The organism is Coleofasciculus sp. G2-EDA-02 (assembly GCF_040226375.1).
Taxonomy (GTDB): Bacteria; Cyanobacteriota; Cyanobacteriia; order Cyanobacteriales; family Coleofasciculaceae; genus Coleofasciculus.
On the sequence record NZ_JAVKEW010000052.1, the window covers coordinates 30505 to 45763 of the forward strand.

The 15259-nt window shown below is 45.7% G+C and carries 15 protein-coding genes; 8 read left to right on the plus strand and 7 right to left on the minus strand.

All coding sequences use genetic code 11. From position 1 onward, the window contains the following. Positions 1-53 precede the first annotated feature (53 nt). From RLO19_RS05300 to RLO19_RS05325, 6 genes are all read left to right on the plus strand, one after another. Entirely contained in the window at positions 54-437 is a 384-nt protein-coding gene (locus tag RLO19_RS05300; RefSeq protein WP_446354484.1) for a hypothetical protein, read from the plus strand. Positions 438-476: 39 nt separating this feature from the next. After that, a complete protein-coding gene (locus RLO19_RS05305; protein WP_446354486.1) occupies positions 477-2123 on the plus strand; it encodes a cation:proton antiporter in 1647 nt (548 codons plus the stop codon). Between the two features lie 12 nt (positions 2124-2135). Beyond that, positions 2136-2600: a regulatory protein RecX gene (locus RLO19_RS05310; RefSeq protein ID WP_446354488.1), complete on the plus strand. Its 465-nt coding sequence runs from the start codon at positions 2136-2138 to the stop codon at positions 2598-2600. A 102-nt stretch (positions 2601-2702) separates the two neighbouring features. After that, positions 2703-3188: a hypothetical protein gene (locus RLO19_RS05315; protein WP_446354490.1), complete on the plus strand. Its 486-nt coding sequence runs from the start codon at positions 2703-2705 to the stop codon at positions 3186-3188. Positions 3189-3238: 50 nt separating this feature from the next. Further along, positions 3239-3697: a GatB/YqeY domain-containing protein gene (locus RLO19_RS05320; RefSeq protein WP_446354492.1), complete on the plus strand. Its 459-nt coding sequence runs from the start codon at positions 3239-3241 to the stop codon at positions 3695-3697. Positions 3698-3762: 65 nt separating this feature from the next. After that, positions 3763-4389: an alpha/beta hydrolase gene (locus tag RLO19_RS05325; protein WP_446354494.1), complete on the plus strand. Its 627-nt coding sequence runs from the start codon at positions 3763-3765 to the stop codon at positions 4387-4389. 236 nt (positions 4390-4625) lie between these two features. Here RLO19_RS05325 and RLO19_RS05330 read toward each other — a convergent pair whose 3' ends face one another. After that, on the minus strand, positions 4626-5252 hold the full coding sequence (locus RLO19_RS05330; RefSeq protein ID WP_446354496.1) for a hypothetical protein: 627 nt from the start codon (positions 5250-5252) through the stop codon (positions 4626-4628). A 71-nt stretch (positions 5253-5323) separates the two neighbouring features. Here RLO19_RS05330 and RLO19_RS05335 point away from each other — a divergent pair, with 71 nt between their 5' ends. After that, entirely contained in the window at positions 5324-6211 is an 888-nt protein-coding gene (locus RLO19_RS05335; protein WP_446354497.1) for an alpha/beta fold hydrolase, read from the plus strand. 251 nt (positions 6212-6462) lie between these two features. On the opposite strand, the gene RLO19_RS05340 is transcribed toward RLO19_RS05335, so the two are convergent. Both RLO19_RS05340 and bicA read right to left on the minus strand, forming a co-directional pair. Beyond that, positions 6463-7851, minus strand: a complete 1389-nt coding sequence (locus RLO19_RS05340; protein ID WP_446354499.1) for a cation:proton antiporter — start codon at positions 7849-7851, stop codon at positions 6463-6465. Between the two features lie 550 nt (positions 7852-8401). After that, positions 8402-10156 (minus strand): bicarbonate transporter BicA, encoded by a 1755-nt coding sequence (gene bicA / locus RLO19_RS05345; RefSeq protein WP_446354501.1) that lies wholly within the window; start codon positions 10154-10156, stop codon positions 8402-8404. Between the two features lie 262 nt (positions 10157-10418). Between bicA and folB the strand changes: the two genes are divergently transcribed. Next, positions 10419-10778 (plus strand): dihydroneopterin aldolase, encoded by a 360-nt coding sequence (gene folB / locus RLO19_RS05350; protein WP_446354502.1) that lies wholly within the window; start codon positions 10419-10421, stop codon positions 10776-10778. Positions 10779-10814: 36 nt separating this feature from the next. Here the strand turns inward: folB and RLO19_RS05355 are convergent, their stop codons facing one another. From RLO19_RS05355 to RLO19_RS05370, 4 genes are all read right to left on the minus strand, one after another. Continuing rightward, a complete protein-coding gene (locus RLO19_RS05355; RefSeq protein WP_446354504.1) occupies positions 10815-11102 on the minus strand; it encodes a hypothetical protein in 288 nt (95 codons plus the stop codon). A gap of 156 nt (positions 11103-11258) precedes the next feature. Further along, the gene (ftsY, locus tag RLO19_RS05360; protein ID WP_446354506.1) at positions 11259-12956 is read right to left on the minus strand and encodes a signal recognition particle-docking protein FtsY; all 1698 of its coding nucleotides are present in this window, start codon (positions 12954-12956) and stop codon (positions 11259-11261) included. A gap of 249 nt (positions 12957-13205) precedes the next feature. Further along, positions 13206-13850, minus strand: a complete 645-nt coding sequence (gene nusB, locus RLO19_RS05365; RefSeq protein ID WP_446354508.1) for a transcription antitermination factor NusB — start codon at positions 13848-13850, stop codon at positions 13206-13208. Positions 13851-13919: 69 nt separating this feature from the next. Further along, positions 13920-14654: a DUF502 domain-containing protein gene (locus tag RLO19_RS05370; RefSeq protein ID WP_446354510.1), complete on the minus strand. Its 735-nt coding sequence runs from the start codon at positions 14652-14654 to the stop codon at positions 13920-13922. Between the last annotated feature and the right edge of the window lie 605 nt (positions 14655-15259).

The window sequence follows — 15259 nt, forward strand, 5'->3', positions numbered from 1 at the left end:
TTTGTTAAGATACATTAATTACTCATTAGTCGCCCTATCCTACCAAGCCACTCATGATCACTGAACTTTTGCCCTTTCCATTCGAGTTAAATACGAGCGCGATCGCGGGTGCATCGTTGTGGGCGCTAGCGCTTTACTGGGGCTTCTCGACGCTAAGCCACTGGATCATGGAACAGCTAAATCGCTGGTTTAACTTTGCCGAGCGATCGCTCTACACCTCTGTGAAGGAATATGAACGCACTCGTCGGGGAAGAGAAGCCCAAAACGCATTCTATGCTTCTTTGTTCAGCATTGTGCCATTTTTAATCGTTGGCGCTGGCTGCAACTGGGGTGTCGAACTTACTCTGGGTTCGAGTTGGGCAATTAGTATGGGGCTTCTGGCTTGTATCAGTGGCGCTGTTTATGAACTAGGGCGTCGTGATAGTCAGTCGAATTAATTATTTATCCTTTATCTTTCCTCAGAACCATAATCCTCCATGTTAACCAGCACATTGTGGATTTTACTGATGGGCTTTTTTGGGGGTCAAATTGCTCGTCGTTTAGGTGCGCCACCGTTGATCGGCATGATTTTGGTGGGGATTGTCCTCGGACCACAGGTTGGCAATGTCATCAGTTCAGATGTACTGGAGGCGGCGGATAGCCTGCGAACCGTTGCTGTGATGGTTATCTTGATGAAAGCAGGATTGGGGTTGGATCGGGAAAAGCTACTTTCTCAGGGAAGTGTGGCGCTGCGGTTAGGCTTTTTGCCGGCGGGGTTTGAGGCAATTGCGATCGCGTTAGCCGCGATCTGGATTTTTCAGTTTGACGTTCCCACTGGGTTACTCTTGGGTTGCATCATTGGCGCAGAATCTCCGGCGGTAATTGTCCCAGGAATGCTGCGACTGAAACGTTTGGGTTGGGGGGTGACTAAGGGAATTCCCGATGCCATTCTCACGGGAAGTGCCTTATCCGATGTTCTATTATTACTTCTATTTAGTTTATTGTTGAGTTTTTTAGGTCAGGGCGGAATTGAAACCATCACCTTACCTGGAGTATTTACACTTTCAGCCGTACAATTACTGCCGTTTCAAGTATTCATTGAAATCGGACTGGGCGTCTTAATTGGCTACGCGGCGGCTCGTTTAATCGTCTCGCTGCTAACGGAACAAAATTGGACACAAAACACGGTTCAAGATGTTTTAATTGCCGCTGGAATTGCTCTATTATTGGTAATTCTTGAGAAAACATTGCCTTATTCGGGTTACTTAGCCGCTATGGCGATGGGGTTCTTTTTGATTGAGTTGGATGCACCGTTGGCTCGACGCCTACGCGGTGGATTTGATAGCCTTTGGATTGTGGCGGAGATTGTCCTATTTGTTTTGTTGGGGGCTAGCGTTCAACTCCAGGTATTAGGGAATACAGTTTTACCGGGACTTTTAGTGTTAGCTATTGGTTTGTTTATCGGTCGTCCCGTGGGTTGGTATCTCTCGACGTTAGGGAGTAATTGGACATGGCAAGAACGGTTGTTTTTACTGCCGGGAAATATGGCAAAAGCAACGGTACAAGCGGCGATTGGTGCGATTCCTTTCGCTAGGGGAATTGAAGGGGGAGAAGTAATTTTAGCGATCGCGGCGCTTTCAATTTTGACCACGGCACCGATTGGTGCTTGGGCAATTCCTACGTTTGCGCCAAAATTATTGGAACGGGGAGAGGTTGACCCGACGAAAGTAACTGTGGTGACTCATACTGTACTATTAGCGGCTGTGGATACATCTCCCTTGGCGACAGAGGTTTTAAGGAAAGCCGCTAGTATTGCTCGGCGTACAGATGGTGAAGTGATTGTCTTACATGTTATCAATAGTGATGAAATAGAGGAGGTAGAAAAGCTGCGCGATCGCACTCAACGATTGCTCAGTGATATTCGCTATCGGTTTATCACGATTAAGGGTTCCATTCCAGAGGAAATAGTTCGTGTGGCGCAAGAGTATCAAGTGGCAGATATTGTCATGGGAAAACGGGGACATCAACGTTGGCAACAGGTGCGAATCGGTTCCGTGTCGCAAGCGGTTCTAGAAATGAGTTCTATCCCTGTTATCTTAGTCGAAGATCCACAAAATAATTTTCTGGCAAAAAGCAACACCTAATTTATAATTAAGATGACTTGTATTGACTATTTATGCAAGCTTTTAGCACGTCGAGACTATAGTGTTTTTGAATTAACCAAAAAAGCTCAAGAAAAAGGGTTTGATGTTACGGATATTACTGAATCTATTGAAAAACTCCAACGACTCAATTACCAGTCTGATACTCGCTTTGTCGAAAGTATGATTACGTCATATCGTGGTAAATATGGAAAAGTAGTCATTAAGCGGAAATGTCGAGAAAAGGGGATTGATTCTGAGTTTTTTGAACAAATCTGGCAGTGTCAAATGGAAGACGAAGAACCGGGAAAACTGGATGGTTTAAAAGCTAAGGTTATGATAAAATATAAAATCACTGATTTTCATAAGATTGACCCGAAGACAAAGCCAAAGGTATGGAATTACCTTCAATACCGTGGGTTTAATCCGGGTGAGATTTTAGCCCAGTGGCAGAGGGAACAAGATGAAGCGATAGAGTAGCCAAAGTATCGGACATTACGGATTTGTAGTAGGGATAAAGTGGTGCCAGCTAGTTATAGTAAAAATAAGTCCTGTTGAAACCATCACTATTTTGATGAACTTATGTCAAAATTTAACACATTGGTAAATGAGAAAACCTCGGTTAAAACTATTTTGATCCTGGGAGCAACCGGCTATGTTGGGGGAGCATTATGCCAGAAGTTTTGCCAAACCCAAGATTTCCAAGTTGTCGCACTTGTGCGCCCCAGTAGTAACAGTAAGACTATCGAACCGTTCTGTAAGGAAATAGCATGGATTCATGTTGATGATTTAGCCGATTGCTATATCGCTGTAGCGCGAAGAGGCGAGAAAGGAGGACATTATCTCGCCGCACCAGAAGATTTGAGTATTAGTCAGATGGCGACATTGTTTGCCCAGGCGGCTGGCGTGAAATTCCAGCCACCAATCTTTGAAAATAAAGATAATGTAGTTTTTGACGATTCTTATACCAGAGAAGTATTGCAACTAGACTGGAAATATAAAGTGACTGATGAGGTTAAGGCTTGGGTTGAGCAAATTCAAGAGTTGGGTACTTATTTTTTAGAGTAAAGAGTCAGAGATATTATAATAATTTAATAAGTTGTTTACTCAATAGTAATATGAGCCTCAAAGACCGCATCTCTGAAGACATCAAAGTCGCGATGAAGGCGAAAGATAAAGTATGGCTGGAAACGGTTCGCAGTATCAAAAAGCTGATCCTGGAAAAAGAGATAAGCGTGCGTCCTCAAGGACAAGACAGTCTCACTGAAACTCAGGAACTTGAACTTTTAGCTCAACTGGCTAAACAGCGTCGGGATTCAATTGAACAATATCGTAACGCTGGACGGAAAGACTTGGCTGAACAAGAAGCAAAAGAGTTAGCCATACTTGAAGAATATCTCCCTACCCCACTGTCGGATCAGGAAATTGAAGCGGTACTGGATGAAATTATTACCCAAACTGGCGCAAGTTCCATCAAAGACATGGGGAAAGTCATGGGACCTACAATGGAAAAGCTCAAAGGGCGTGCTGAAGGTCGCAAGATTCAAGCTATGGTGAAAGCTAAACTAAGTGGTTGACGCTTCCATCCCAAACAGTGAGGTCTTCTCAGGAGCCACAGAGAAAAGTTTAGGAGTTTGGCGGAATGAGTGACACCCCAGATTATATTCTATTTGCCCAACACGGCTGGGCGGATACCGAAGTTGCGATCGCAGCGATGGCGCAAACCCTGGCGACTCCCCAGACTCTCGTGATTACACCCAATCTCGGTTGGTTAAAAACTTGGTGGCGGATTAAGCCGTTAATCAAACAAGTGGACGAAATAGCCACGGAAACAATTGCCAAGTATCCCGATACACCGATCCGGATTATCGGCTATTCCCTAGGGGGATTAATCTGGGTGGAACTCCTCAACCGACATCCTGAATGGTACTCTCAGGTGGAGTCGTTAGTCCTTGTGGCTTCACCCATCGGTGGGGTGGATTTAGCCCGAAATTTTACGGTTTTGGGAATGGGTGTCGGGATAGCTGGGGCAATGCTTGACAATCGCCGCCAGATGGCGGAATCTATTGCTAAAGTGATTCCCACGTTAGTGATTGCGGGGGATATTGGTGGCGGAACGGACGGTGCAGTGACTCTAGAAGAGACAAAGGTTCCTGGTGCAAATTTCTTTTATCTGCCCACATTATCTCATCCCACCCTAAAAAATCATCCGGCTGTAGCGGAAGTGATTCGCGACTTTTGGGAAAATCCAGTTATCATTGATAATTGATTTGTTATTGGTATTTCGTCCTACTCGCTATCGCGAGAAGCAAGCTACGTCATTCGTCCTTATTTGTTAAAGGTTAATTGATGATTATTCAGGAACGAACGTACCATGGTTCGGTGTAGGGGCGGGTTTCACTATTATCCTTTCTTAACCCACCCAGATGTCACTCGCGCCCGCCCCGACCGAGTTTCCTGTTCTCTTTGATAGATTGAGGTATTGCCATCTAAATCCTGAACAGATTAACAAAGATGCAATCGTTGAATTGGCTGACTTAAAATGGCTAAAATCTTAGAAATATTTATATCGTCGGCATCCTCGATCACCAATTCCTCGTTATCTATTGCAACCGTTTGAGCCGAAAGCTGGAGAAAGCGCCAGACGCGACCCGTGGTTACAGCACCATAGATACTTTCAATCATTTGGTCTCTGGCTTGGTTAAACCGTTGTGCGGCTACCATCTCCGCAATACACTGTCCTAAACCGACAGTAGTACTCTCATTTTTGGCTTCGACAATTGTCACTACTGGGGACTCGATTTCTAATGTAAACGGTGAGGCACTCAAAATATAGTCACAAAAGCCATTGAGTCCTTGGCTGGCATCAACATTAAAATCTCGACCAGAAAACAAGCTAATTTTACCATTAAACATCTCTCTGATTTCTATCAACAACGGTGCAATTATCAACTCTGAACGAGCTTTTTCAGTGTCGTTATCAAAGGCGACTTTCAAATTACGTCTCAGAGTCATTTTAAGGTAGTCGCTCGGTTCAATCTGTTCGCTTTGGGGAAACAAATTAATTAGATTAATCGTCAGATCGAACTTGGCTTTAACTTGATTGATTGTTTTAAAATCGCTATAAGCCATGACTAAACAGTCCTTATGCCTTTTGCTATAACCCTATTTTATTCCTGATTATTTCGTTCTCGATGATGCCCATGAACCAAACGCCAGATTTTATTCTATTTGCCCAACACGGCTGGGCGGATACCCATCACGCGATCGCAGCCTTAGCGAAAACCTTAGCCACTCCCCAGTCTCACTTGGTTACACCCAATCTGGGTTGGTTGAAAACCTGGTGGCGAATTGAACCATTAATTAAACAAGTAGAAGGAATAGCCACTGAAACTATTACCCAATATCCGGATACCCCGATCCGAATTATCGGTCATTCCATGGGCGGTTTAATTTGGCTAGAAATTCTCAATCAACATCCAGAATGGTGGTCTAAAATAGAATCCTTTGTATTGGTTGCATCCCCAATTGGCGGCGCAGATTTAGCCCGATTAATAGACCCCTTTACTGTTGGTATCGGTATGGCTAGTGCCCTAGGGATTAATCGCCGCCAGATTGCCCAATCCATCGCCAAAAAGATTCCTACGTTAGTCATTGCTGGCGATAGGGATAGGGGTAGCGACGGCACAATTACCGTTGAATCAACCAAGTTTTCCGGAGCCAAGTTTGTGAGTATCCCCAATTTAGCCCATGCCCAACTCAAAAATCATCCCACAGTCATCGGAATTATCCGGGAATTTTGGGCAAATCCGACAATAACTGACCCTTCCCCCCTAGATTTTACCGCTAACTTAATTGAACGCTTGCAGTCAATACCTGGAATGACTGATGCTCATCCGCGAGACTTTACCCGTAGTCAACCCTACATCACTTTAGCCAACGGATTCACGATTCGCATCTGGACAAATCCGTTACAAGTTGATCATATCTTTGTCGCTAATCCCGAAGGGGAATGTCTTTACAGCGGATTCGTTGGCTGGAGACATCGTGGGGCGTTACATCAAGCGTTAGCTGAAATTAGGCATCTGTAAACCCGTTTTCTATCTGAATACCTTGGAAGCCAGTAGTGGCATGGCACACCTAAAATGGTTGATTAGTATTGTAGGGGCGCACGGTGTGCGCCCCATTTCACCGTCAAATCTATTCCACTTAAGCTACAACCCTTGCCAATCCTAATTTTCAGCGAGGGTATCCCTGCTCCCAGACGCGCCATGGCGCGTCTCTACATTGCTCCCCCTGCTTTTGGCGCTTAAGTTGACACCAATGGTGCCCCTACGGTTCTCTATCCCAACAAATCTGCCTGTTCCAGAGCTTCTTTAGACTCCTCAATTTCCGCAGACTCTGGTGAACCTTTAAACGCTATTCGCAAGAAAGGTGGCGCTAAGAACGTCGTCAGAATCACCATAATGATAATCGCCGCTTCTAAAGGCTTACTCAGAACCCCACTGGCTGAACCAATCCCCGCAAAAACCAATCCCACTTCACCACGAGGAATCATACCAACCCCAATCGCCAAACGGTTAATTTGAGGTTGTCCAATAACCGTCCAACCTGTAATCAATTTCCCGATAATCGCCACCACAATTAAGAAGACAGCAATCACTAATCCTTCCCGATTTGCCGGAACCGCAGGATTGAGAACCCCTAAATCCGCTTTCGCCCCCACAGTCACAAAGAAAATGGGTACCAAAATATCGGCAATGGGAACAACCTGCTTATCCAGTTCTTTGCGCTTATCTGTTTCATCCAAAACTAATCCCGCCGCAAATGCCCCTAAAATCGCTTCTAATTGGATCACATTCGCTAAAAACGCCATTAAAAAGGCAAAGGTAAACGCGGGAATAACCAATTTGCCTCGCGTTTGTAACTTATCAGCAATCGTGACAAAGGAGTGGTTGAAAAACTTACCCAGGAAAATAGAACCGAGTAGGAAAACAGTCGCACTAATAATCAGATAGATAACGTTGAAAACGTCAACCTCACCGGTTTTAGCGAGACTAGCAACCACGGCTAAAACGATGATACCCAAAACATCATCGATAACAGCCGCCCCGACAATAATCTGACCTTCTTTTGATTTGAGACGCCCTAATTCCGAGAGAACTTTGGATGTAATACCAATACTAGTTGCCGTTAACGCAGCACCCGCAAAAATCGCCGGAATCGCGGCAACATGAAAGAAAAACATCAAGCCGACTGTACCCGCCGCAAACGGGGCGACGACTCCCACCACCGCCACAATTGCCGCTTGGTAACCCACTTCTTTGAGTTCCCGTAAGTCCGATTCTAAGCCAATTTCAAATAAGAGGATGATCACCCCAATTTCGGCTAAAACCGAGACTACTTCACTTTGGGTTTCAAAGACACTGGTGACAGCCTCTGGGCTTAAATTACCAATCCATTGCAGCAACTTCATTAGTAGCGAATCAGCCGCAACTGCGCCACTTTCAGGAAAAATTAGCAGATGCAACGCTGAAACACCCACCACAACACCGCCGACTAATTCACCTAAAACCGGCGGTAAATCAACTGCTTTAGATAACTCTCCACCTAGTTTACTGGCAAGATAAATGACGACTAAACTAAGCAACACGCCAGCGAGTACAATTGAACCATTTTCTGGCGCTGTTGCTACTATAGGAATCGGTTGGATCAGGTCTGAAAAACTCATGGTTTCCATCTACTGTTTATCTTCAACTCCGTGAGGTTAATTAATGACTTATCCTTGAGGTTTAGTGACACTCAATACATTTAGTTCCTCAAAACGTTTTCCGTCAAGCCGCAGTGCTTAAACGGCTTGTCTCCTAAATCCATTAACATCTGAATTTAAGCGAATTCCTAACTAGAGTGTGCTGAGATAGAATGAATACCTATCACACAACCCTAACTTGACTAATCTATTATCAGATCGTCTGGATTGCTTTTTGGCACCGACCTATCCTTATTGGTCTGGACACAGGTTTGTTTTTAGTCAATTAGAAAAAGCAAACCTTATTTTACCGCATTTAACTCTTCCTACAATTATAAGTCTTTGTGACAAAATTAAGAAATTTACCGATTCAATATTTATAATAATTATCCCAATTCTTTCTTATGGTCTAGCTTACATATTACATTTGTGTTCCAAATTTCTATTCACGCCCATAAAAAAATTCCCTCCATTGGAGGGAGGGGGGTTATATATCAACCCTATCCTATATAACTAGCCTTATTTGAATCTTTTAGTTGCTGATGGCAACATCATCGGCTTGAGTGGGATAGGCAGTTGAGGATGTACCATTTGCCGGGGGTTCATATCCCTTGACCGCAGCAACGGCTTGGCGCAACGCTTCGGTCCTATCCATGTGCAAATGATGTGCCGGTAAGAGTGACAGAATCCCCAGTTTTTGCAGGCGTCGTTTGATCTGACCCGTAGCACCAACAATGAAGACTTGACGACCTTTATCAATGGCTTCTTGAATGGCGTTTTCAATCGCCAGCGAAGAGGTAACACCTAAATGAGGGACATCACTTAAGTCCACAATCAGGACATCATGATCTGCCATTGCATTATGCTGGCGGGAGATTGCCTTGGACACCCCAAAGATCATCGGTCCACTCAGATGGAACAATAGGATGCGACCATCGGCTTGATCGATCAGTTCTTTCTCTTCAGCACTCATCTGGATGGCATCATCAGCATCCGTAATCGTCTTAACATCATTGGCTTGGACTTTGGAGAGACGTTCAATGGTTAAGAGATTGGCAACAAACACACCAATACCAACAGCGACAATCAAGTCAACAAAGACGGTAAGGATGATCACGCCATACATAATCATGGCGGCTTTAATCGAAACCTGATGCGCTCGCTTCAGGAAGCCCCAGTCAATAATATCTATACCTACCTTGAGGGCAATTCCTGCCAGAACCGCCATGGGAATCCAAGCGGTTAGATTGGCGGCTCCTAAAATGACAACGAGCAAAATTAAGGCACGAGTTAAACCCGATACGGCAGTTCTAGCACCGGTTTGGATATTGACCACGGTTCCCATGGTTGCACCAGCACCTGCAATACCGCCAAATAACCCGGACATCAAGTTACCTATACCTTGACCAATTAATTCTTTGTTCGAGTCATGCTGAGTACGAGTTAAACTATCGGCAACAACGGAGGTGAGTAGGGCATCAATACAACCAAGCATCCCCAAAACCAAGGCATCAATGAGCATGCTTTGGAACTGAGTCGCACTAAAGGTTGGTACTTGTAACGTAGGCAAACCGGTAGGAATTTCCCCAATGCGTCGGATATCATCCATCAGGGGGAACGCATACAGAGCAACGACTGTTCCAACCACCAGCGCTACTAACTGCGGCGGCGGGATAAACTTCCTTATATTAGACGGTACAAGTTGTCGCACTAAAATTGGCATCAGGACCAGAATAGCAACCGTCAAGACTGCCAAAGCCGTCTCACCGGGCTTGATATTCTGTAACAGCGTACCTATGTTTTGAACCGTGCCCAGGATGCCACCCTTAGGACTTGCCTGTCCCAAAAAGGGTCCGAGTTGCAGGATGACTAGGATAAATCCAATCCCAGACATAAATCCGGACACTACGGTGTAGGGCATTAGGGTAACGTATCGACCCAACCGCAATGCACCGAGAACAATTTGGATTATCCCTGCCATCATGACTACGGTAAATGCCATAGCCATACCCTGTTCTGGGCTATCCGCCGTTACCGTGAGCTTGGCGATAATGGCAGTCATGACCACGGTCATCGGACCTGTGGGTTCGGAAATGAGAGTGGGTGTACCGCCAAACAGGGCAGCAAAAAAGCCAACTAAGACAGCACCCCAAAGACCAGCTGCAGCGCCAGCGCCAGAGGCAACCCCGAAAGCCAGTGCCATGGGAAGTGCGATAATCGCAGCGGTGAGACCCCCAAATATATCACCCTGTAGATTCCTAAAATGTATGCGATTAGTGATTTGCATTAGACTCGGAGGAGTGAGAGAACGACATGTGTACTCAGAGACGTGTTAAGCATTTGGAAAATATTCTCATATTTTCCGGGAAGAGTTTAAGCTTTGTAACACTTGAGAACATTTCTTTAGTTAGATTAACTGAATATGAACAATTCTAAACATTTAAATTTTCAATAGAAAGCATAGAGAGATGGGGAGGGGGAAATGGGGGAAATGAGCTTATTAGGTTAAGATTACAAAAATTCACTCTATCTATAGACAGATATTATCAATGGATTGTATACAGGTCAATAAAATTCGGTCTTACGGCTATACGGGTTATCTGCCAGAAGAGCGGGTACTCGGACAATGGTTTGAAGTGGATCTCACGTTATGGCTGGATTTAGCCGCCGCCGGTGAGAGTGACGATATTGCTGATACTTTGGATTACCGCCAAGCCATCGAAACGGTTAAGCAACTGATCACAACCTCTAAGTTTTCCTTAGTGGAAAAATTAGCCAGCGCGATCGCACAGGCTCTGTTACAGCTAGATAGAGTACAGCGAGTACAAGTGCGGCTGAGTAAACCCGCTGCTCCTATCCCTGATTTTGGTGGCAAAATTACAATCGATATCACTAGAGCATTGATCTAGAAAAATAAGAGCGCGGGGTGATTCGCCCTCTCAACCTTACGCGATCGCTAAATCCGTCTCAGTCTGCTCCCCAAGGTTACCTCCTTGATCTACCCGCATCCATTCCTGAAACACATCTTCGATGAATGTTCGTTTCTTCATTCCCGTCTCATTCACCACCTGCACTTCAACTTTGAGAGTGGGTAGATACACACTATCTATGAGTTGATGCCCATAAGCTACAACTTTACCCACGTTCCCAGTTGAACGATGACATGCATAGTCCCCAATATTGAGCAAGATATTCATAATTGCCCACAATAATTCGCTAAATGGACAATGCATACCATAGCAATGGGAGCAAGTTATGGCAATATTTCTTAATTTTTTTCGGCTATTGTTACATCGCTACATATTTTTATCATTTGTCTTATGTCATTCGTCCTTTGTCCTTTAACGTATCCATTATTAAATAACGAATACAAAACGTTTACATGCTTATCATCCACTTAATAACGCTTCAACAAACTCATAACTTGAGAAAGGACGCAAATCTTCAATCCCTTCCCCAGCACCGATAAATCGAATCGGCAGTCCCAGTTGCTGCACGATCGCCAAAGCCACACCCCCCTTAGCCGTACCATCCAACTTAGTCAACACAACACCACTAAGTTTTGCCGCTTCCGAGAACACCTCAGCTTGACGCAAACCATTTTGACCAAGGGTAGCATCCAATACCAGCAAAGATTCCACCTTCGCCTCCGGTGCTTTTTTATCAATAATCCGGCGAATTTTCGCCAATTCCTCCATCAGATTTTTCTTGTTTTGCAAACGCCCTGCGGTGTCTATCAAAAGCAATTCCGTATTTCGGGCTTGAGCGGCTGTGATTGAATCGAATACCACGGCGGCTGGATCAGTATTCTTGCCCGGATTAGCAATCACCTCTGTGCCACTGCGTTCTCCCCAAATCTTCACCTGTTCCACCGCCGCCGCCCGGAAGGTATCGGCAGCGCCAATTAAACATTTGTAACCCGATTTATTGGCTAAGTGAGACAGTTTGCCAATAGTAGTGGTTTTCCCAGCGCCATTCACCCCAGTCATCAACCAGATATTCAGGGTATCTTTTTCCGGGAAAAAGTTGGAACCGTAAGACTCGTGACCGGGTTTATCTAGTAAATCCCGGAGAATTTGTTTCAAATACGCGATCGCTTGTTCAGGAGGCAAGACTTCCTGGCGCATTTTGGCTTGCAGGGTTTCAATAATGTAATCCGTTGCCTCAATACCCACATCCGCTTGCAACAGCAACGCCTCGATTTCCATCACGGCGTCTTGGTTCAACGGACCTTGACCAACAATCGCCTTGAGTTGATTGACTAAGCTGCGACGAGTTTTGCCGAGTCCAGAGCGGAGCTGTTTGAGCCAGCTAATTTCCTCGGCGGAAACATCGTCAGGGGTACGCCCTTGAGCCGCTAAGACTTTAGCTGACCACAAAAATTCTTCATCAAAGGCTACACCCGCTTCTGCTTCTAATTGGGCGGTGGGTTGGGTGACGGGTTCCGGTTCTGGCGTCTCAATCGCCGTTGCTTCGAGCCGTTTGAGTCGTTCTTCCCGTTCAGCTTTCCTTGCCCAAATCGGGACAGTCGCTGATTCTTCCGTAGCCGGAGGTTCTGGCTGTACTGCTGGGGTTTCCGTTTCGGCTACGGTGTCTGAAGCCGTCGGAACCTCGATTTGGTCAGGTTCTGGTTGTTCGGTTTCAGCTTCAGTGACAACTGTGGATTCTAGAGATACCGTTGGTGTTGGGGCTTCTGTGACTTCACCCTCTGGCTGCTCAAAGACTGACTCTACAGGTGCCGTCTCTTCTGGAGCCACTTCCACCGTTTCTGAGTCTGGGGAGATTTCTTTTGATTCTGTCGTCTCGGTTATTTCAGCTTGAGTAGGTTCAGCTATGTCCGGTTGAACCTCTGGCGCTGGGGTTTGAGCTTCTGAGGGTGCTTGCTGCTGCTTTTGCAGGTTTGTATAAGCTGCTTTTGCCCAACTCAGATAGTCTTCATCAACTGTTGATGAGTTCTCCTGAGTGGTAGACTCACTCTCCGGTTGCTGTGATTCAACCTGGGGAGTTGCTGACTGCTGCTCCTGCGTCTGTTCGTCGGAAGCTGCTTCACTTTTACCAATTTGGCGGCGGAACCAATTAAACACCATTGCACCTAACCAGAAATAGTTTTGAGTTTTGACCCTTCGCTGCGATCGAGGGCATGGTTTTGAGTAGGGGCGGGTTTGACGATTAAACTTTTTTTGTCACCCCAATGTGATTAAACCCGCCCCTACCGACATTTTGAGTTGTTAGTTGGAGTTATGAGTATCCTTAGCAATATTTGACATCTTCCCCCACGTTACGATAGTTTTTTAGCGATCGCGATCAGGGTAGGGCTGATCGGATTGTACCTAGGGTTAAATGGACTTTTGTAGAATGGGGGAGTCTGGCTCACTCATCAGGATAGTGACGCGACGCAACACGCCATTGACAAATCGATGCCCTTCTTCATCGCTGTAGCGTTTAGCCAGTTCTATGGCTTCGTTAATCGCGACGCGATCGGGAATGCCTAAAAACGCTATTTCTGCCACCGCTATTCGCAAAATATCCCGGTCAATGCGGGGTAAGCGATTAATCTGCCAATCTTTAAGAGATTGAACTAATATTTGATCAATCTCTACTTGCCTGCGACCGATCGCCTGTAGAATTTCTATGGCATAAGCCCGCACCTCTGCTTGATTAGCTAGCTGAATCATTTCCGGCATTTCTACGGCGACACCGATACGGTTAATCGCTTTCTGAGTCAATTCTATGGCGTCAGCGACCATCGTTTTAGCACTTCGCACATCGATCGCGCGGGTTTCACTCCCCAGGAGGCGATCGCTCCCGCGTTTGAGTTCTGCTGCGGCTGTTTCTAATGCTTCGTGAATTTCATCGGTTAGAGTCCTCACGGCGATCAATACCATCTGACTCAGTTGTTTTTCCTCAAGCTGTTCCGGTTCAGTAGGCATCTGAGAGAGGCTTAAAAGCGCCAGTTCACGAGCAATTCTACGGGGTTGCATGGTTTTGTCCTTTGTTCTTTTGTCCTGTGTCTTTTGTGCTTTGTCCCCTTCTTCCCCTATCCCTAATCCCTAGGAACTTTCTTCCGTGGGTAACATCTGCTGCGGGCGCATATCGGGTAGAGGTTGCTCTCGTGTCGTCTTACCGTATGGCATCTTTAGGGGCATACCTATGGAGGATTCAGCCGGTCCAACAATTCCACCGGAGATTAATACCTTAAAGGCATCTTCGATCGACATCGAGAGATTAATCACTTCATTTTCCGGCACAACAGCATACCATCCTGTGGTCGGGTTTGGGGTAGTGGGAATGAAAATATTCAACATGGTGTCGTTGAGTTTGCTTTGAATTTCACCCGTGGCTGTTCCCGTGACGAAGGCTATCGCCCACATTCCCTGACGCGGATACTCCACCAAAATCACCCGCCGAAATTTGCTGCTGGAATCCTTAAGTAGGGTTTCCAATAACTGTTTGAGCGTTTTATAGACTGAGCCAGCTAGGGGAATTGCCTGTAACACTCGTTCTCCTAAATCCAGCAACCACCGCCCGGCAATATTACGTGCCATTAAGCCAATCAGCAGAATACACAGGAGGGGCACCGTTAGCCCCACCAATAAATTCAAGAGATTGACCAAAATGGGGTGGAGGTTATTATAGGGATTGAGTTGCTTGGGGATACGGGTGAGAAAATTGATCACCCAATTGGCGATGGTAATCGTCAGCCAGATTGTGGTAGCGAGGGGAATCACTACCAGTAGACCGGCGATTAGGTCGTTTTTTAAGTCCTGCTTGAAGCGTTGGATCACAGAGTACTGACTCTCCTTACAATGGATCTTAAATGTCTGTCATTGCTCCCTCAAGTACTGGTATAAGCTGTTGAAACCTTGACCCGATGAACGGCAATCGCCGCCAGCTTTCCCAGCCGTGGATGGGGATGAACTCCTGCTCAACCCCGTTTTGCTGCCCCGGTGAAGCAGTACTCTTGGTCGAGGGTTCTCTCTCTAGTTGTAAAGCTTGTTAAGAATTGTTGCAAGTATTGATATCTCTATTAAGGTTTCCGAATTAAGGTTGCCGAGGGGATTGGGGTGTCATTTCTCACGTTGCCTTTGTTTCCTGGCTGACTCTAGGGTAGTGGAGGATGTCGCATCACTGCGGTTGCCGATGAAATATTCCATTATTTTTAACGACTCTTACCTATGGATTCTTGTTTTAGATGACAAAGCTGTAGAATGTCTATCGTCAAAGCGCATCCAACATTCCTAGGGGCTTAAAACTGTAATTTGATTTCTGTGCATATCTAAGCAATTGTGATCAAAATGTATAGCTATAACCATCTTTACGGTGAATTGGTGTGCAGTAATCCAATCTGATTGACCTCCTCTTTTTGTCAATAACGAACTCGCCACGACCG